The 18,897-nt window shown below is 60.6% G+C and carries 17 protein-coding genes and 1 pseudogene; 7 read left to right on the top strand and 11 right to left on the bottom strand.

Going from position 1 to position 18,897, the window contains the following annotated elements:
- The first annotated feature begins 49 nt into the window (after window positions 1–49).
- From dbpA to yccS, 3 genes are all read left to right on the top strand, one after another.
- Window positions 50–1,387: an ATP-dependent RNA helicase DbpA gene (dbpA, locus tag ACLH0H_RS11225; protein ID WP_231999012.1), complete on the top strand. Its 1,338-nt coding sequence runs from the start codon at window positions 50–52 to the stop codon at window positions 1,385–1,387.
- A gap of 137 nt (window positions 1,388–1,524) precedes the next feature.
- Window positions 1,525–2,703 (top strand): NAD(P)/FAD-dependent oxidoreductase, encoded by a 1,179-nt coding sequence (locus ACLH0H_RS11220; RefSeq protein ID WP_411382045.1) that lies wholly within the window; start codon window positions 1,525–1,527, stop codon window positions 2,701–2,703.
- 196 nt (window positions 2,704–2,899) lie between these two features.
- Window positions 2,900–5,083, top strand: a complete 2,184-nt coding sequence (gene yccS / locus ACLH0H_RS11215) for a YccS family putative transporter (RefSeq protein ID WP_076953211.1) — start codon at window positions 2,900–2,902, stop codon at window positions 5,081–5,083.
- A 93-nt stretch (window positions 5,084–5,176) separates the two neighbouring features.
- Here the strand turns inward: yccS and ACLH0H_RS11210 are convergent, their stop codons facing one another.
- Entirely contained in the window at window positions 5,177–5,914 is a 738-nt protein-coding gene (locus tag ACLH0H_RS11210; RefSeq protein ID WP_411382044.1) for a substrate-binding periplasmic protein, read from the bottom strand.
- Window positions 5,915–6,103: 189 nt separating this feature from the next.
- On the opposite strand from ACLH0H_RS11210, the gene ACLH0H_RS11205 reads away from it, so the two are divergent.
- Complete coding sequence (locus tag ACLH0H_RS11205) at window positions 6,104–6,556, top strand: GNAT family N-acetyltransferase (protein ID WP_411382043.1); 453 nt, start codon at window positions 6,104–6,106, stop codon at window positions 6,554–6,556.
- 105 nt (window positions 6,557–6,661) lie between these two features.
- Here ACLH0H_RS11205 and ACLH0H_RS11200 read toward each other — a convergent pair whose 3' ends face one another.
- From ACLH0H_RS11200 to ACLH0H_RS11190, 3 genes are read right to left on the bottom strand one after another with little or no spacing between them, the layout of a single operon-like run.
- Complete coding sequence (locus ACLH0H_RS11200; RefSeq protein ID WP_411382042.1) at window positions 6,662–6,958, bottom strand: winged helix-turn-helix domain-containing protein; 297 nt, start codon at window positions 6,956–6,958, stop codon at window positions 6,662–6,664.
- A 19-nt stretch (window positions 6,959–6,977) separates the two neighbouring features.
- Complete coding sequence (locus ACLH0H_RS11195) at window positions 6,978–7,478, bottom strand: M48 family metallopeptidase (protein WP_411382041.1); 501 nt, start codon at window positions 7,476–7,478, stop codon at window positions 6,978–6,980.
- A 42-nt stretch (window positions 7,479–7,520) separates the two neighbouring features.
- Entirely contained in the window at window positions 7,521–9,626 is a 2,106-nt protein-coding gene (locus tag ACLH0H_RS11190; RefSeq protein ID WP_411382040.1) for a putative bifunctional diguanylate cyclase/phosphodiesterase, read from the bottom strand.
- 312 nt (window positions 9,627–9,938) lie between these two features.
- Between ACLH0H_RS11190 and ACLH0H_RS11185 the strand changes: the two genes are divergently transcribed.
- Both ACLH0H_RS11185 and ACLH0H_RS11180 read left to right on the top strand, forming a co-directional pair.
- Window positions 9,939–10,604, top strand: coding sequence for a polysaccharide lyase family 7 protein (locus ACLH0H_RS11185; RefSeq protein ID WP_411382039.1), 666 nt, complete (start codon window positions 9,939–9,941; stop codon window positions 10,602–10,604).
- 483 nt (window positions 10,605–11,087) lie between these two features.
- On the top strand, window positions 11,088–11,381 hold the full coding sequence (locus ACLH0H_RS11180; protein WP_411382038.1) for a fructose-bisphosphate aldolase: 294 nt from the start codon (window positions 11,088–11,090) through the stop codon (window positions 11,379–11,381).
- Window positions 11,382–11,441: 60 nt separating this feature from the next.
- Here ACLH0H_RS11180 and ACLH0H_RS11175 read toward each other — a convergent pair.
- Window positions 11,442–11,618 (bottom strand): annotated as a pseudogene (locus ACLH0H_RS11175) (fructose-1,6-bisphosphate aldolase); the annotation flags it as partial.
- A 305-nt stretch (window positions 11,619–11,923) separates the two neighbouring features.
- Between ACLH0H_RS11175 and ACLH0H_RS11170 the strand changes: the two are divergent.
- Complete coding sequence (locus tag ACLH0H_RS11170) at window positions 11,924–12,205, top strand: hypothetical protein (RefSeq protein ID WP_411382037.1); 282 nt, start codon at window positions 11,924–11,926, stop codon at window positions 12,203–12,205.
- A 112-nt stretch (window positions 12,206–12,317) separates the two neighbouring features.
- Here the strand turns inward: ACLH0H_RS11170 and fba are convergent, their stop codons facing one another.
- The 6 genes from fba to tkt form a co-directional block, all read right to left on the bottom strand.
- Window positions 12,318–13,382 (bottom strand): class II fructose-bisphosphate aldolase, encoded by a 1,065-nt coding sequence (gene fba / locus ACLH0H_RS11165; protein ID WP_411382036.1) that lies wholly within the window; start codon window positions 13,380–13,382, stop codon window positions 12,318–12,320.
- A 307-nt stretch (window positions 13,383–13,689) separates the two neighbouring features.
- Entirely contained in the window at window positions 13,690–14,022 is a 333-nt protein-coding gene (locus ACLH0H_RS11160; RefSeq protein ID WP_169378935.1) for an MliC family protein, read from the bottom strand.
- Window positions 14,023–14,049: 27 nt separating this feature from the next.
- Window positions 14,050–14,277 (bottom strand): hypothetical protein, encoded by a 228-nt coding sequence (locus ACLH0H_RS11155; protein ID WP_169378936.1) that lies wholly within the window; start codon window positions 14,275–14,277, stop codon window positions 14,050–14,052.
- Between the two features lie 29 nt (window positions 14,278–14,306).
- On the bottom strand, window positions 14,307–15,470 hold the full coding sequence (locus tag ACLH0H_RS11150; RefSeq protein ID WP_307388525.1) for a phosphoglycerate kinase: 1,164 nt from the start codon (window positions 15,468–15,470) through the stop codon (window positions 14,307–14,309).
- Between the two features lie 17 nt (window positions 15,471–15,487).
- A complete protein-coding gene (gene epd / locus ACLH0H_RS11145; protein ID WP_411382035.1) occupies window positions 15,488–16,543 on the bottom strand; it encodes an erythrose-4-phosphate dehydrogenase in 1,056 nt (351 codons plus the stop codon).
- A 169-nt stretch (window positions 16,544–16,712) separates the two neighbouring features.
- Complete coding sequence (tkt, locus tag ACLH0H_RS11140; protein WP_411382034.1) at window positions 16,713–18,710, bottom strand: transketolase; 1,998 nt, start codon at window positions 18,708–18,710, stop codon at window positions 16,713–16,715.
- Window positions 18,711–18,897 lie beyond the last annotated feature (187 nt).

Genomic DNA, 18,897 nt, shown 5'->3' with positions numbered 1-18,897 from the left:
CGTGACTACCATCGCCACCGCTTTTAATACTTTGCCCCTGTCCGCCGCCATGCTGGCTAACCTCGACTCGCTGGGTTATGTCGAGATGACGCAGATCCAGGCGCAAAGCTTGCCGGTGATCCTCAAGGGTTTGGACCTGATTGCCCAGGCCAAGACCGGCAGCGGCAAAACCGCCGCGTTCGGTATCGGCCTGTTGAACCCGATCAACCCGCGCTACTTCGGCTGCCAGGCACTGGTGATGTGCCCGACGCGCGAGCTGGCCGACCAGGTCGCCAAGGAAATCCGCCGCCTGGCCCGCGCCGAAGACAATATCAAGGTGCTGACCCTGTGCGGCGGCGTGTCCCTCGGCCCACAGATCGCCTCCCTGGAACACGGCGCCCATGTGATCGTCGGCACGCCGGGGCGTATCCAGCAGCACCTGCGCAAGGGTTCGCTGGTACTGGACGGCTTGAACACGCTGATCCTCGACGAAGCCGACCGCATGCTCGACATGGGCTTCTACGACGCCATCGAAGACATCATCAGCAAGACCCCGCCGCGCCGCCAGACCCTGCTGTTTTCGGCCACCTACCCGGTGAGCATCAAGCAGCTGGCCTCCAAGTTCATGCGTGCACCGCAACAGGTGAAAGCCGAGGCGTTCCACTCCGACGATCAGATCGAACAGCGCTTCTACGAGATCTCGCCGGAAGAGCGCATGGACGCGGTGACCAAGGTGCTGGCGCACTTCCGCCCGGCGTCATGCGTGGCGTTCTGCTTTACCAAGCAGCAGGTGCAGGAAACCGTGGATCACCTGACATCCAAAGGTATTTCCGCCGTCGGCCTGCATGGCGACCTGGAGCAGCGTGACCGTGACCAGGTGCTGGCGATGTTCGCCAACCGCAGTACCTCGGTGCTGGTAGCGACCGACGTGGCCGCCCGTGGCTTGGACATTGACTCGCTGGACATGGTGATCAACGTCGAACTGGCCCGCGATTCCGAGATTCACATCCACCGCGTCGGCCGTACCGGTCGCGCTGGTGAGACCGGCATCGCCATCAGCCTGGTGGCCCCGTCCGAAGCGCACCGTGCCCAGGCCATCGAGCAGCTGCAGAAGTCGCCGCTGAACTGGGACCAACTGGACAACCTCAAGCCGCAAAGCGGTGGCCCGTTGCTGCCGCAGATGAGCACCCTGTGCATCGCCGCCGGGCGTAAAGACAAGGTTCGTCCAGGCGACATTCTTGGCGCATTGACCGGTGATGCCGGCATTCCGGGTGCCCAGGTGGGCAAGATCGCGATTTTTGATTTCCAGGCCTTCGTGGCCGTGGAACGCGGGATCGCCAAGCAGGCGCTGCAGCGTTTGAACGACGGCAAGATCAAGGGCCGCTCGTTGCGCGTGCGCATCCTCTGACCTGATCGTTCCCACGCTCCGCGTGGGAACGCTTCCCGTGACGCTCCGCGTCACAAAGCGGACGCAGAGCGTCCATTGCGGCATTCCCACGCAGAGCGCGGGAACGATCTGATGCAACTATGTATGAGGACACCGTTTTGCGCTCGACCGAAGTTGTGATCATTGGCGCCGGCGCCGCAGGCTTGATGTGCGCACTGACCGCCGCCGGGCGTGGGCGCAAGGTGATGTTGATCGACCACGCGAACAAGGCCGGCAAAAAGATCCTGATGTCCGGCGGTGGCCGCTGCAATTTCACCAATATGTACACTGAACCTGCCAACTTCCTCTCGCACAACGCGCACTTCTGCAAATCCGCCCTGGCCCGCTACACCCAGTGGGACTTTATCGGGCTGGTGGCCAAGCACGGCGTGCCGTACCACGAGAAAAAACTCGGCCAGCTGTTCTGCGACAACAAGTCCAGCGACATCCTCGGCCTGTTGCTGGACGAATGCATACAGACTGGCGTGCAGATGCACCTGGACACTTCGATCCAGGCGATCGCCAAACTCGACGGCGGCTACCAGTTGCAGACCACCTTGGGTGAGCTGCGCTGCGAGTCCCTGGTGATCGCCACCGGCGGCTTGTCGATTCCAACCCTGGGCGCGACCGGGTTTGGTTACCAAGTGGCCAAGCAGTTCGGCCACGAACTGCTGCCGACCCGCGCCGGGCTGGTGCCGTTTACCATCACCGATCAGCTCAAGGACCTGTGCGGCGAACTGTCGGGGACGTCCGTGGATTGCCTGGTCAGCTGCAACGGCCAGAGCTTTCGCGAAAACATTCTGTTTACCCATCGCGGCCTGAGCGGGCCGGCGATTCTGCAGATTTCCTCGTACTGGGAGCCCGGCGACACGGTGGCGATCAACCTGCTGCCCGACCACGACGCCCACGTCTGGTTGCAAGAGCAACAGGCCGAACGTCCCAACAGCGAGCTGAAGACCCTGCTCGGGGAGATCTTCACCAAGAAGATGGCCAACCTGCTGGCGGACACCTGGTTCGCGTCCAAGCCGATGAAGCAATACACCCATGCCGAAATCGCCGATATCGCCGCCAAGCTCGGCAACTGGCAACTGGTGCCGGCGGGTACCGAGGGCTATCGCACGGCCGAGGTGACGCTGGGTGGGGTGGACACGCGGGAAGTGTCGTCCAAGACCATGGAATCGCTGAAAAGCCCTGGCCTGTACTTTATTGGTGAAGTGCTGGATGTGACCGGTCACCTGGGCGGGTTCAATTTCCAATGGGCGTGGGCTTCGGGCTATGCGGCCGCGCAGTACGTGTGACTTCAGACTTGAAATGCAATCCCCTGTGGGAGCTGGCTTGCCTGCGATAGCGGTGTTGGATTCACCGCCGCCATCGCAGGCAAGCCAGCTCCCACATTTGATTTGCAGCGCTTGAAATAAATTGTGATCACCACACTTGCCGTGGCGTCCTTGATAGCTCAATTTAGCGGCATCGCTCCGGAAGACTCCTGCTTTCATGTCATCGACCTCGTTCAAGCAGTCCCTGCGGCGCCTGTGGGCGCTGGATAAATTCAGCTACAGCATTCGGGTGTTCATCGCTCTGACCGGCAGCATGGTGCTGTGCTGGTATCAGGATGAAATGACCCTGCTGATCCCGCTGTTCCTGGGGATTATCGCCAGCGCCCTGGCAGAGACCGATGACAGTTGGCAGGGCCGCCTCAACGCCCTGGCGGTGACGCTGGTGTGTTTCAGTATTGCCGCGCTGTCGGTGGAGCTGCTGTTCCCCTATCCCTGGATCTTCGCGATTTCCCTGGCCCTGGCCACTTTTTGCCTGACCATGCTCGGCGCCTTGGGCGAACGCTATGGCGCGATTGCGTCGGCGACGCTGATCCTGTCGGTGTACACCATGATCGGCGTGGACCAGCGTGGTGGCGCCGTCTCCGACTTCTGGCATGAGCCACTGCTGCTGGTGGCCGGCGCCGCCTGGTACGGCGCGCTGTCGGTGCTGTGGCAGGCGCTGTTTTCCAACCAGCCGGTGCAGCAGAGCCTGGCGCGGTTGTTTCGCGAGTTGGGGCGTTATCTCAAGCTCAAGTCTTCCCTGTTTGAACCGATCCGCCAGTTGGACGTGGAAGCGCGCCGCCTGGAACTGGCCCAGCAGAATGGCCGCGTGGTGGCGGCGCTCAACGCGGCGAAGGAAATCATCCTGCATCGCGTGGGCAATGGGCGGCCGGGCTCGAAAGTCAGCCGCTACCTGAAGCTGTACTTCCTCGCCCAGGACATTCACGAACGTGCCAGTTCGTCCCACTACCCCTACAACGCCCTCGCCGACGCGTTCTTCCACAGCGACGTGCTGTTCCGCTGCCAGCGCCTGCTGCGCCAACAGGGCAAGGCTTGCCAGGCGCTGGGCGAATCGATCCAGCTGCGCCAGCCGTTCATCTATGACGACAGCTTCGCCGAAGCCCTGGGTGACCTCAACGCGTCCCTGGAACACCTGCGCATCCAGAGCAACCCGGCCTGGCGCGGCCTGCTGCGTTCGTTGCGCGCGCTGGCGGCCAACCTGTCCACGCTGGACCGCCTGCTCGGCGACGCGAGTAACCCCGACGCCCTGGCTGACGCCACCGACAGCAACCTGCTGGACCGCGCCCCGCGTAACCTCAAGGAAATGTGGACGCGCCTGCGCACCCAAATGACGCCGACGTCGCTGCTGTTCCGGCACGCCTTGCGCCTGTCGCTGGCGTTGACCGTCGGCTACGGCATGCTACACGCGATCCACGCGTCCCAGGGCTACTGGATCATCCTCACCACACTGTTCGTGTGCCAGCCCAACTACGGCGCCACGCGGCGCAAGCTCGGCCAGCGGATCATCGGCACCGCCATCGGCCTGACCGTGGCCTGGGCGCTGTTCGACCTGTTTCCAAGCCCGCTGGTGCAGTCGATGTTCGCCATCGCCGCCGGCCTGGTGTTCTTTATCAACCGCACCACCCGCTACACCCTGGCCACCGCCGCCATCACCTTGATGGTGCTGTTCTGCTTCAACCAGGTGGGCGATGGCTACGGGCTGTTCCTGCCACGGCTGTTCGATACCTTGCTGGGCAGCCTGATCGCGGGCCTGGCGGTATTCTTGTTCCTGCCGGACTGGCAGGGCCGGCGCCTGAACAAAGTGTTGGCCAACACCCTGACCTGTAACAGCATCTACTTGCGCCAGATCATGCAGCAATACGCCGCCGGCAAGCGCGACGACCTGGCCTATCGCCTGGCCCGGCGCAATGCGCACAACGCCGATGCGGCGCTGTCGACGACCCTGGCGAACATGCTGATGGAGCCGGGGCACTTCCGTAAGGAGGCAGACGTGGGCTTCCGCTTCCTGGTGTTGTCGCACACTTTGCTCAGCTACTTGTCAGGGCTCGGCGCGCACCGCGAAACCCAGTTGCCGGCCGAAGTGCGCGAGCATCTGATCGAGGGCGCGGGTAATTCCCTGGCGGCGAGCATCGATGAAATCGCCACGGGGCTGGCCAATAAACAGCCGATTGCGATCCAGAGCGATGCCGAGGAAGCGCTGGCGGCGGACCTGGAGCAGATGCCGGATGAAATCGACGAAGGGCAGCGGCTGGTGCAGACGCAGTTGGCGTTGATTTGCCGGCAACTGGGGCCGTTGCGCACGTTGGCGGCGCATTTGATCAAAGATACCAGCGCGACCTGAATGGCTATCGCGGGCAAGCCCGCTCCCACATTTTAATTGTGTACTCAGTCAAATGTGGGAGCTGGCTTGCCTGCGATGAGGCCCGCAAGGACACTACATCCCATGCTGTTTCATCAACCGCGCATAACTGCCATCCGCCTTCATTTTGGCAATCTCTCGATCAAACCCTGCAACGATCTGCGCATGCTCGGGGTGCTTGAGGCTGACCAGGATATGCAGGCTGTTTTCGCTCAGCGGTGTGGGCAGGAATTCCACCGCGTCGCGCACCCGCGCGGACTCGCGTGACAGGTAGTAACGCGCCACATATTCATCCTCCAACGTCAGCCGCACCCGCTGCGCCGCCAGCATGCGCACGGCCATGGCAAAGTTGTGCACAGGAATTTTCTGCAACTGCGCATCGCCATCAAACGCCGCCGAATAGGCATACCCGCGCACCACGGCGATCGGGTAGTCGTGCAGTTGCTCAAGGTTCTGGAACTGGAGGGGATCATCGCGACGCTTGATGAAACGCACGCGGTTGAGCAGGTACTCACTGGAGAACTCGCCCAACTGCGTGCGGGCGTTGTCGTACCAGGCATTGACCAGCACGTCATAGCGCCCGTCACCCACGCCCATCAGCGCGCGTGCCCAGGGCACCTGCTCGAAGTCACTGGCGTAACCCGCCCGGGCCAGGGCCGTGCTGACGATATCGGTGGCCAGCCCGCCGTTGATCAAGGTGGCATCGGTAAAGGGCGGCCATGCATCCGCTACCAGGCGCAGACGCTGTGCAAAGGCCGGCTGGGCCAGCAGTAACACTCCAATCAAAGCAACGGCACGAGAGAATCGCGGCATGCTCAAGTCCTTGGCAGGCGGGCTCGGGCGGGGCCCGAGGTGCTAACAGTAGCTCAGATTACACAAAGAAACCGGTCGCGCAGGCACTCAATGATGGCAAATTGACGTCATTCACAAAAATAGCTCATTTAGACAGCGTTGCCCGCTGCGCTTACTATCGGGCAGCAAACATTGACAAGGGAACACGCCATGACGGTTGAATGGGTCTGTAAACATCACGCTGATCTTGGCAAAGAGCAGCTTTACGCCATCCTGCACCTGCGCAACGAGGTGTTTGTTGTCGAGCAGAAATGTGTCTACCAAGACATCGACGGGCAGGACCTATCGGGCGATACCCACCACCTGATGGCCTGGAAGGATGACGCGCTGGTGGCCTACCTGCGCCTGCTGGATCCGGACACCCAGGGCGGCGATGTGGTGATCGGCCGGGTGATCGTGGCACCGGTGGCGCGCGGCACCGGGCTGGGGCATCGGATGATGGAGGAGACGCTCAAGCAGATTGAAGAGATCTGGCCGGATACGCCGATATTCCTCTCGGCCCAGGCGCATTTGCAGGGGTATTACGGGCGGTATGGGTTTGTGGTGGCGGGTGAGGAGTACCTGGAGGATGACATTCCGCATATTGGTATGCGGCGCGGTTGAGGGCCTCTTCGCAGGCAAGCCAGCTCCCACATTGGATCGGGTTCACACGGTCTAAATGTGGGAGCTGGCTTGCCTGCGAAGGCGTCAGCCTATTCACCTCACAGCTCAGGGATAATCCAATACCTGCTTCACCAAGGCCAGATTCACCTCGATCCACCGCCGGTCAATCGCCCCCCAGTCGCGAATCCGATAGTGCCCCGCATGGTTGCGGGCGCCATCCTCCTGCTCGAACTCACACACAATATCCAAATCAGCCAACGCCGCAATCGTATCCTGCGCCGTACGCCGGGGCATGCCCGTGGCGTCGGTGAGTGCAGGCACACTGCTGGCCTGGCCACTGTCGATCAGGTACGCCACGTACAGGCGGCGATAGAAGCTGCTCTTGGTCTTGCTCACATCCATGGTCGGTCGCCTTGTGCGGTCAGGGCTTGCCCTGCAGGTCGCGATAAGTGAGGTAAACGCGCAGATCGAATTCCACCTGGTGGTAACCCGGCATCATGTGCTCACAGAGTTTGTAGAACGCCTTGTTGTGGTCGGATTCCTTGAAGTGCGCCAGTTCGTGTACCACGATCATGCGCAGGAACTGCGGCGCGGCTTCCTTGAACAGCGCGGCGATGCGGATTTCTTTCTTGGACTTCAAGTTGCCGCCCTGTACCCGCGAAATCGTGGTGTGCAGGCCGAGGGCGCGATGAGTCAGGTCCAGGCGGTTATCGAACAGCACTTTGTCGATGGCCGGCGCATTGCGCAGGTGTTCCTGCTTCAAGGCCAGCGCGTAGGCATACAGGGCCTTGTCACTCTGCACGGCGTGGCGTTCGGGGTAGCGTTGCTCCAGGTGAGCACCCAACTGGTCCTTGGCGATCAGTTGGCGCACCTGCTCTTGGAGGGCTGCGGGATAGGCCTGGAGATACTTCAGTGCGGTCATGGGGTCTGCAACAAGGTTCGGATGGGCGCCAGTGTAGCGAATTCAGCGCAGCCGGGCGCGCGACCAGTCGGCCACCTCATCGGCCATCAACGGTTGCGCCGCCAACGGGCCTTGCATAAACGCGCAACCATTGGCCTTGAGCCATTGCGCTTGCTCCTGGGTCTGCACCCCCTCAGCCACCACCGCCACGTCAAAATGCCCGCACAATTCGATAATGCTGCGCGCCATGACCGCGTCCCGCGCAGAGCCTGGCAGGCGCGCGACCAACTGCGGGTCGAGCTTGAGGGTGTCGAAGGCCAGGTCACGCAGATGCGCCAGGGAACAGTGGCCCAGGCCGAAGTCGTCGAGGGCGGTACGCACGCCGAGTTGACGCAGCAACTTGAGCTGCTTGGTCGATTCCTCGAGGTTGTTCATCAAGCTTTCTTCGCTGATTTCCACCTCCAACTGGCGCCCTTGCAACCCATGTCGTTCGAGTACCTGCTGCAGTTGGTTCGCCAGGTTGGGCATACAAAACTGGCTGCGGCTCAAGCTCATGCTCAACACCAGCTCGTCATCGAAGATGGCTTGCCAGGCCTGGCGCTGGACAGCGACCTGCTGGTAGATCCAGGTGCTCAGTTGGCTGATCAGGCGGGCCTCTTCCAGCAAGGGCAGGAACAACCCCGGCGGCACATCGCCAACACTGGGATGCTGCCAGCGCAACAAGGCTTCGACGCCACGCAAACGCCCGTCGTCCAGCGAGACCTGGGGTTGGAACACCAAGGTGAAGTCCTTGTCCTGAATCGCCGTGCGCACGCTGTCTTCGAGCATCAGGCGTGAACGGGCGCGGCCGTTCATCTCCTGGTCGTAATAGCGATATTGCTGACGGCCCGCACGCTTGGCTTCGTACATGGCAATGTCGGCCGCGCGCAGCAGGCCATTCAGATCCGCGCCGCAATCCGGAAAGGTGGCGATGCCGATGCTGACGCCGAGCATCACATCCAGGCCATCCACCTGTTGGCAGATCGACACCCTTTCGATCAGTTTTTCCGCAATCTTCGCCGCCTGCTCAGGAAATTCCAGCTCCAGCAGCGCGGTAAATTCATCGCCGCCCATGCGCCCGAGGATGTCGTAGGAGCGCAGGCACCCCTGCAATTGCTCCGACACCCAGCGCAGTACCCGGTCGCCGGCGTCATGGCCCAGGGAATCGTTGACCCGCTTGAAGCCGTCCAGGTCCAGGTACAGCAACACCAGGGACTGCTCGGCCCGCTCGCTGCGCAGCAAGCTGTTCTCCACCGCCTGGTGGAAACCGCGCCGGTTGAGCAGCCCGGTCAGGGGGTCCGTGACCGCCTGGAACTCCAGCTGCTGATGCAGGTGGCGCACCTCGGACATGTCCAGCACCGTCACCACCATGGCCCTCTGCTCCGCGGGCAGCGGCGCGCAGGACAATGCCACCGGCACCTGCTGGCCACGGCGGGTGCGCAGGATCGCATCATGCAGGCGCCAGGTTTCACCCTTGCGGTAACTGGCGTACATCTGCGATTCCAGCCAGGCCGGCACATGGGGCTTCTGCAGGAAACTCAGGAATTGCTGGCGCTGCAACTCGTCCACGGTGGCATTGAGCAACCGTGAAATCGCCGGGTTGGCGTACTCGATCACGCCTGCATCGCTGACCACCAGGATGCCTTCGGAAGCGTTGTCGAGCACCGAGGCATTGAAGGCCCGGGCCGACTCCAGGTCATGGCTCAAACGCTGCAAAGCCCGGCGATTGCGCTGATGCTCCAGCAGCGCTTCGATCTTGGGCTTGAGAATCTGCGGGTCGAAAGGCTTGAGCAGGTAATCGATGGCGCCACTGGCATAACCTTCCAGCACGGCAGCCGGCGACTGGGCGTCGGCGCTGAGAAAGATGATCGGCGTCATCCGCGTGCGCTGGCTACCACGCATGAAGCGCGCGACTTCAAAGCCGTCCATGCCGGGCATCATCACATCCAGCAGCACCAGGTCGACTTCGTGCGCCAGCAATAATTCGAGCGCTTCGGGGCCGGAGCCTGCGGTGATGACCTGCCAATCTTCGCGCTGCAAAAGCGCGCGCATGCTGATGAGGTTTTTCGGGTAGTCATCGACCACCAAAAGAACCGAATCGCCATCGCCGTGGTGTGGAGCGCATTCCATGCTACGTCTCTTCCTTAGGGAGCTGCTCCGGTCACTTCTAGGGTAAAACCCGGACAAACACTGAGGCCTCACTCTAGCCCCGGCATCGAAAAATCAGAAGTAACCTCAGTGCCATCATTGCGCCAATTTTCAGGAAGCCGACTAACGGTCAGTGCCTGAAGCCCACGGATACTGGGAAACATGGCTTTTTGACACTTCGCTGACGCCAATAAATTGCCAGCCGACGTTTAACAATTTGGTTAACACCACCTATAAAGAACCTGTCTGGCCCAAGGGCCAATGCCTACACCCCTCTGTAAAAAGGCCTACGCCATGATCGACCTATCCACCTGGAACCTCAGCATTCCCGTCGGCTCCCCGCCCACAACCATCCAAACCCCCAGGCTGATGAGCGGCTTCAATGACCAATATTTCCAGGCCGAAGGCAGCAACGTGCAATTCTGGACACCCGTCACCGGCACCCGTACGGAAAACGCCATTTACCCACGCAGTGAACTGCGCGAAACCTACGCCGATGGACGCCTGCGCAACTGGACCTATCCGGAGGCGGACAACTTCCTGCGCGCCACGTTGGCCGTCAACCAGGTGCCGTCCACCGGCAAGATCGTGATCGGGCAGATCCATGCCTATGACAGCCAGAAACCGCTGATCAAACTCGAATACCAATTCAAGGAAAAGACCCAGACCGGCAACATTGTCGCCAAAGTGCGCATGCGCCCGGACGAAGACGAAAGCCGCGTGATCACCGTCGCGTCCAATGTGCCGCTGCAAAAAAGCTTCACCTACGTGATCAACCTGAACAAAGCCGGACTGCTCGCCGTGTATGCCGCCGACAAGGAATGGAACGAGCGTATCGGCGCCGCGTGGGCGTCAAAGCCGCTGTATTTCAAGGCGGGCGTGTATGTGCAGGACAACAGCGGGGATACCAACGAGGGGGCGAAGGTGACGTTTGAGAAGTTGGATATTGATCACGACTGAGCAGTGCTGCATTTCGTGTAGGCCATGTTCTAACGTCCCATAGACCATTCGCACACTTGTACACGCCGACGATCCCTGTGGGAGCCGGGCTTGCCCGCGATGGCGGTGTACCAGTCAATAATTCCAGTGACTGGCCCACCGCCATCGCGGGCAAGCCCGGCTCCCACAGTTAATCTCCTCTGCCTGAGGGGCTGGTGTTCGTCCTACAGGGCCGTTGCGGTGAATCTGGGCGGCGCTTATAGTTCGCCCCGTCGCTGGCATTGATCGGCGATAGGGTTTCGCAGCCCTACAGAGTTAATTCCGCACCCGTCAAAAACAGCCCAGGCTCCCAGCCGACGGTCGTCTTTGTTATGGCGGTTGTGCGTGGGAGACCTTCGGGTCTGCCGGGTCTTAACTCCTCGGTCTGCGAACCCGCGTACAGCTGCCACCCCATTTGTTTCGCAGCAAACGGTGGCCATTCTTCTTTCGAGTTAAGGATTTGCCATGAACAACCAACTTCCGCCCCGCCGTTTTTATCCCTGCACTGAGTCCGCGACCGATTCGCCCGTGCTTTTGATCGACAGCGACGCCCCGCTGCTGGACCTCCACGCGTGCCTGCGCGAACGCCTCAACGCCGCCCTCGAACACCTCAACCTGATGGCCTGCTCCAGCCTGCCGGACTTTGCCGAGCGTGATCTGAATAATGTGGTCAATACGGCGCGCATTCTGGTGCAGGACGTCAGTGATGTGTTCCGCGTGATCGAACATCGGGGTTTTGATACGCCTCACGCCGCCTGATCAAACCCAAGACAAAAAGAAGCCCGCATCGCTGCGGGCTTCTTTTCAAACGCAGAAGGCTTAGCTCACCCTGGCGCTCAACTCACCTTTCAGGTAGCGCTGATACATCGCTTCCAATGAAATCGGCTTGATCCTCGACGCATTCCCGGCCGCACCAAACGCCTCATACCGCGCAATACACACATCACGCATCGCCGTCGCACCAAAGAAGTTACTCGGATCAAACTCGCTCGGCTGGGCGCCATTAACCGGCACACCATAGGTTCGCCGCCGTACTGTTTGATGATCGCCAGCCACTCCAGCGATTAAATAAATCCTTCCCCCTGCTACACTTCTTTATAGATGAATCTAAAGTCCAAACACCTGTCAACGTTGACAGTTGACAAAAATCCAACCGAGTTAAATACATCACCCCTTTGAATTAACCATTTAACGCTATAAGCATCTACTTTATATTTCAAATTAAAATAGAAGACTGTCATCTTTGACAGTTATGCAGACATACCAAAAGTAATAATTTTGCTCAGGCAACTAAGAAGAAAATGACGTTTCTGAAACCACTGAGGGCTTGCAAAATGGCTGTTTACCAGATTACCAACGTCGTGCCAGAGCAAAATGGCGGCGCTAAAAATATTACAGGAAAAGCGTCACCAGGCGCGTTTGTAACTGTTTGGGAAGAAAGAATGGAAGGTGTCATATCCAAGTGGGTACCCATTGGACGCATTAGCGCTGATGCAAATGGAGACTTTAGACTCTGGACGGCAATTTCAGACAGAAATGCTCAAAATTTTTTGGCGAATGATGGCGACACACCGACGGTGTGATTTTTCTTGATGAACATTATCGGATTGATAGATGCTAATAACAGCTTATCCAACCTGAGGAGAGACTCCAAAAAAAGAACCCGCCTTATGCGGGTTCTTTTTTACTACAGGTTTAATTTACCTTGGCATTCAACTCACCCTTCAAATACCGCTGATACATCGCTTCCAACGAGACCGGCTTAATCTTCGACGCATTCCCCGCCGTGCCAAACGCTTCATAACGTGCGACACACACATCACGCATGGCGGTCACGGTAGCGCCGAAAAACTTACGCGGGTCAAACTCACTCGGGTTAGTGGCCATCAGGCGACGCATCGCACCGGTGGACGCCAGACGCAGGTCGGTATCGATGTTGACTTTACGCACGCCGTATTTGATGCCTTCAACAATCTCTTCAACCGGCACGCCGTAGGTTTCTTTGATGTCGCCGCCGTACTGGTTGATGATCGCCAGCCACTCCTGCGGTACCGAGGAAGAGCCGTGCATCACCAGGTGGGTGTTGGGAATGCGTTTGTGGATTTCCTTGATGCGGTCGATGGCCAGCACGTCGCCGGTTGGGGGCTTGGTGAACTTGTAGGCGCCGTGGCTGGTGCCGATGGCGATGGCCAGGGCGTCGACTTGGGTCTTTTTCACGAAGTCGGCGGCTTCTTCGGGGTCGGTCAGCATCTGGCTGTGGTCCAGCACGCCTTCGGCGCCGATGCCGTCTTCTTCACCGGCCATGCCGGTTTCAAGCGAACCCAGGCAGCCCAGCTCGCCTTCAACCGACACGCCGCAGGCGTGGGCCATGGCCACGGTTTGTTGGGTCACGCGCACGTTGTAGTCGTAGTCGGTTGGGGTCTTGCCGTCTTCGCCGAGGGAGCCGTCCATCATCACCGAGCTGAAGCCCAGTTGGATGGAGCGCTGGCACACGTCGGGGCTGGTGCCGTGGTCCTGGTGCATGCACACCGGGATGTGCGGGAATTCTTCGATGGCGGCGAGGATCAGGTGACGCAGGAACGGGGCGCCGGCGTATTTGCGCGCGCCGGCCGAAGCCTGGACGATCACGGGGGAGTCGGTCTTGTCAGCGGCTTCCATGATGGCGCGCATCTGCTCAAGGTTGTTGACGTTAAAGGCTGGGACGCCGTAGCCGAACTCGGCTGCGTGGTCCAGCATTTGACGCATGCTGATAAGTGCCATTGTGTTGTCTCTCCCGGTCGAGGGTCGTTAATTCGTGCAAGCCTGCCGTAGCGGCGGCTGCTATTCAAGTTATTGCAGGTCAGGGTTTGCGTGCCTGGCTTGCTGAATCGTTATTGCTGGTGTGGCTTGGTGCAAATGCCACTGTGAACCGGATCAATGTGGGAGCTGGCTTGTGTGGGAGCCGGGCTTGCCCGCGATAGCATCAACTCGGTACATCTGCTGTACCGAGGTGTCTGCATCGCAGGCAAGCCAGCTCCCACACAAGCCCGCTCCCACATTTGGATCTCATTTCTCTTGAGATCGTGTTTTATTGGGCCTTGCAGCCACGCCCGATCAAATCATCCGTGGCCACCCAGTAAACCAGGCCTTCCTCGCCTTTTGTGTGAAACGCCAATTGGTCGTTGGCATACAGCACGCCCGAGGCGGCAACGTCCTGTTTAAGGCGATAAACCTGGTCGGAACCGCCGAGGCGAACATCCACCTCGGATTTGGCCGGGTTGGCAAAGCGCCAGTTGACCTCGGCCTTGCTGTCGCAGGTCCAGGTGGTCCACTTGTCGGCAGTTTCTGCCTTGTTGAACATGTTCATGCTGCTGCAGCCGGTCAATAAAGCCAGGGCTGCCAGGACAAAAGCGCCTTTCATTGCCAATCCTCAAGTTGATCAGACCCGTCAAGGGCAACCCTGTTCCTGACCGTTTGGCGCGGAGTCGTATTTCTCCAGCCGTTCGTTGCCGATGCGCTTGTTGATCACCGGCATGGTTTCGGCTTGCCAATCAGCCTGGTAGCAGCTTTTTTCCGACGCCGGCACCGGTTTCCCGGGCGCGGGCGCCGCGCTTGGCGTGCTGCCGCAGCCGGCCAACAGGCCCGCTGCGATCACCAGTGCCAACGATTTGATCATGGGAATGCTCCTTTTCCGGATCACGCGCCTTAGCCCTTGGCTCGTGTTTCCAGCACTTCAACGGCCGGCAGGACTTTGCCTTCGACGAATTCGAGGAATGCGCCGCCACCGGTAGAAATGTAGGAGATCTGGTCAGCAACGCCATATTTATCGATGGCCGCCAGGGTGTCGCCGCCGCCGGCGATGGAGAAGGCCGAGCTGTCGGCGATGGCCTTGGCCAGCACTTGGGTGCCGTTGCCGAACTGGTCGAATTCGAACACGCCGACCGGGCCGTTCCACAGGATGGTCTGGGAAGCCTTCAGCAGTTCGGCGAAGTTGGCCGCCGTTTGCGGGCCGATGTCCAGGATCATGTCGTCGTCGGCTACGTCAGCGATCAGCTTGACGGTGGCTTCGGCGCTTTCGGCGAATTCCTTGGCGACTACAACGTCTACCGGCAATGGCACGCTGACCTTGGCGGCAATGGCGCGGGCGGTATCGAGCAGGTCCGGTTCGTACAGGGATTTGCCCACCGGATGGCCGGCCGCAGCCAGGAAGGTGTTGGCGATGCCGCCGCCGACGATCAGTTGGTTGCAGATCTGGCTCAGGCTGTTGAGTACGTCCAGCTTGGTCGAGACCTTGGAGCCGGCGACGATGGCGGCCATCGGTTGGGCAGGTGCGCCCAGCGCCTTGCCCAGTGCGTCCAGCTCGGCGGCCAGCAGTGGGCCAGCAGCGGCGACCTTGGCGAACTTGGCCACGCCGTGGGTCGAGCCTTCGGCGCGGTGGGCGGTACCGAACGCGTCCATCACGAACACGTCGCACAGGGCGGCATATTGCTGGGCCAGTTCGTCGCTGTTCTTTTTCTCGCCCTTGTTGAAGCGCACGTTTTCAAACAGCACGATGTCGCCCGGTTTGACGTCGACGCCGCCCAGGTAATCGGCCACCAGCGGCACGTCGCGGCCCAGGGCCTTGCTCAGGTAGTCGGCCACAGGCTTGAGGCTGTTTTCGGCAGAGAACTCACCTTCGGTCGGGCGACCCAGGTGGGAGCAGACCATCACGGCCGCGCCTTTTTCCAGGGCCAGCTTGATGGTCGGCAGCGAGGCCAGGATTCGCGCATCGCTGGTCACCACACCGTCCTTGACTGGGACGTTGAGGTCTTCGCGAATCAGTACGCGCTTACCTTGCAGATCGAGGTCGGTCATCTTCAACACGGTCATGGGTGGCAGTTCCTGAATTACTGTTGAGGTTGTTTGGTTGCGATATGCAAATAATGCTCGGCAACATCCAGCATGCGATTGGCAAAACCCCATTCGTTGTCGAACCAGGCCAGGATGTTCACCAGCCTTGGGCCGGAAACGCGGGTCTGGCTGGCATCGACAATCGCCGAATGCGGGTCGTGGTTGAAATCGCAACTGGCATGAGGCAACTCGGTGTAGGCCAGCAAGCCTTTGAGCGGGCCGAGGGTGGCGGCGTCGCGCAGGATCCGGTTGACCTCGGTCGCATCGGTGTCGCTCACGGTTTGCAGGGTAATGTCCAGGCAGGACACGTTCACCGTCGGTACCCGTACGGCTTTGGCCTGGATTCGTCCGGCAAGTTCCGGCAACAGTCGTTCGATGCCGCGCGCCAGGCCGGTGGACACCGGAATCACCGACTGGAACGCCGAGCGTGTGCGGCGCAGGTCTTCATGGTGGTAGGCGTCGATCACCGGCTGGTCGTTCATCGCCGAGTGGATGGTGGTGATCGATACGTAATCGATGCCGATCGCCTGGTCCAGCAGGCGCAGCAACGGCACGCTGCAGTTGGTGGTGCACGAAGCGTTGGACACCAACAGCTCAGCGCCGGTCAGGCAATCCTGGTTGATGCCGTAGACGATGGTGGCGTCGACATCCGCCTCGCTGGCCATCGGCTGGGAAAACAGCACGCGCGGTGCGCCGGCGTCGAGAAACCGCTGGCCGTCGGCACGGGTGTTGTAGACACCGGAACACTCCAGCACCAGGTCGACGCCCAGTGCTTTCCAATCGATGCCTTCGGGGGTGGCACTGCGCAAGACCCGCACGCAGTTGCCATTAATGTGCAGACAATCGTCTTCGACCCGCACTTCGCCGGGGAAGCGGCCGTGGGTGGAGTCAAAGCGTGTCAGGTATTCGATGCTGGCCATGTCGGCCAGGTCGTTGATCGCGACAATTTCAAACCCGGCCGCCGCCCCTCGCTCGAACAGCGCACGCAAGACGCAACGGCCAATGCGGCCGTAGCCGTTGAGTGCAACTTTGTAGGGACGCGGGTGGGGCATGGGGTTCTCGCATTGTGGGCGATACAAACCACTGTAGGAGCGAGCTTGCTCGCGAAGAACCTGAGAGCGCCGCGTTAAACCAGAAACGCTGCGTTATCGTTAACGATCTTCGCGAGCAAGCTCGCTCCTACAGTAGAGGCGGTGGCCAGTGGGCCACCGCGTTAGCGCCTTAGTCTTCCAGCAACTCTTCAGCCTGACCCAGGATGTTCTCCAGGGTAAAGCCAAACTCTTCGAACAAGGCTGGCGCCGGCGCCGACTCACCGTAGGTGGTCATGCCGATCACGCGACCTTCCAGGCCCACATACTTGTACCAGTAGTCGGCGTGCGCCGCTTCGATGGCGATACGCGCGCTGACCTGCAACGGCAATACCGATTGCTTGTAGCCGGCGTCCTGGGCTTCGAACACGCTGGTGCACGGCATGGACACAACGCGTACGTTGCGGCCTTGGGCGGTCAGCTTGTCGTACGCCTGGACGGTCAGGCCCACTTCGGAACCGGTGGAGATCAGGATAAGTTCCGGCTCGCCGATGCAATCCTTGAGCACGTAGCCGCCACGGCTGATGTCGGCGATCTGCGCGTCGCTGCGCACCTGGTGTTGCAGGTTCTGGCGCGAGAAGATCAGCGCCGAAGGGCCGTCCTTGCGCTCGATGGCGTGTTTCCAGGCCACGGCGGATTCCACCGCGTCGGCCGGACGCCAGCAATCCAGGTTCGGCGTGGTGCGCAGGCTGGTCAATTGCTCGACCGGCTGGTGCGTCGGGCCGTCTTCGCCCAGGCCGATGGAGTCGTGGGTATACACGTGGATCACGCGTTTTTTCATCAGCGCGGCCATGCGCACGGCGTTGCGCGCGTATTCCATGAACATCAGGAAGGTCGCGCCGTAAGGCACCAGGCCGCCGTGCAGGGATACGCCGTTCATGATGGCGCTCATGCCGAACTCGCGCACGCCGTAGTACATGTAGTTGCCGCTGGCGTCTTCAGCGGTCACGCCTTTGCAGCCTTTCCACAGCGTCAGGTTGGACCCGGCCAGGTCGGCCGAACCGCCGAGGAACTCAGGCAGCAGCGGGCCAAAGGCGTTCAGGGTGTTCTGGCTGGCTTTACGGCTGGCGATGGTCTCGCCCTTGGCCGCGACTTCAGCGATGTAGGCCGAGGCTTTTTCCGAGAAGTCGGCAGGCAGGTCACCGGCCAGGCGACGCACCAGCTCGTTGGCCAACTCAGGGAATTCGGCGGAGTAGGCAGCAAAACGCTGGTCCCACTCGGCTTCGGCGGCCAGGCCTTTTTCCTTGGCGCTCCACTCGGCGTAGATGTCGGCCGGGATGTCGAACGGGCCGTGGTTCCACTTCAGCGCTTCACGGGTCAGGGCGATTTCCGCGTCACCCAGCGGGGCGCCGTGGCAGTCTTCCTTGCCTTGCTTGTTCGGCGAGCCGAAGCCGATGGTGGTCTTGCAGCAGATCAGGGTCGGCTGCGCGCTCTTGCGCGCGGTGTCGATGGCGATCTTGATCTCTTCCGGATCGTGGCCGTCGACGTTGCGGATCACCTGCCAGTTGTAGGCTTCGAAACGCTTTGGCGTGTCGTCGGTGAACCAGCCTTCGACTTCGCCGTCGATGGAGATGCCGTTGTCATCGTAGAAGGCGATCAGCTTGCCCAGGCCCAGGGTCCCGGCCAGGGAGGCGACTTCGTGGGAAATGCCTTCCATCATGCAGCCATCACCCAGGAACACATAGGTGTGGTGGTCGACGATGTCGTGGCCAGGGCGGTTGAACTGTGCGCCCAGGACTTTTTCAGCCAGTGCGAAGCCAACGGCGTTGGCCAGGCCTTGGCCCAGGGGACCGGTGGTGGTCTCGACGCCTGGGGTGTAGCCGAATTCCGGGTGGCCCGGGGTGCGGCTGTGCAGCTGGCGGAAGCTCTTGAGGTCATCAATGGTGACGTCGTAGCCAGTCAGGTGCAGCAGCGAGTAGATCAGCATCGAGCCGTGGCCGTTGGACAGCACGAAGCGGTCACGGTCGGCGAACGATGGATTGCTCGGGTTGTGTTTCAGGTAGTCACGCCAAAGTACCTCGGCGATATCCGCCATGCCCATCGGGGCACCGGGATGGCCGCTGTTGGCTTTTTGCACGGCATCCATGCTGAGGGCACGAATGGCGTTGGCACGCTCACGACGGCTGGGCATCGCTGATCTCCTGGAGTTTGCTAAAAAGAAACGGAAAAAAGGACCGGCATTTTCCCTCAGCCACCGCCTGCGGGCAATGACAGATAGTCACTTGTGGGCGTTTTTCCTGTGCTTTGGGCGCCAATCCCTTGCAGAAAGCTGCGGCCGGTTCGTCTATCGGTTAAGACGGCGGCTTATAACCGCCACT

This window comes from Pseudomonas sp. MPB26 (assembly GCF_046605355.1).
Lineage (GTDB): Bacteria > Pseudomonadota > Gammaproteobacteria > Pseudomonadales > Pseudomonadaceae > Aquipseudomonas > Aquipseudomonas cedrina.
This window is presented reverse-complemented; position numbering and strand designations above follow the sequence as displayed.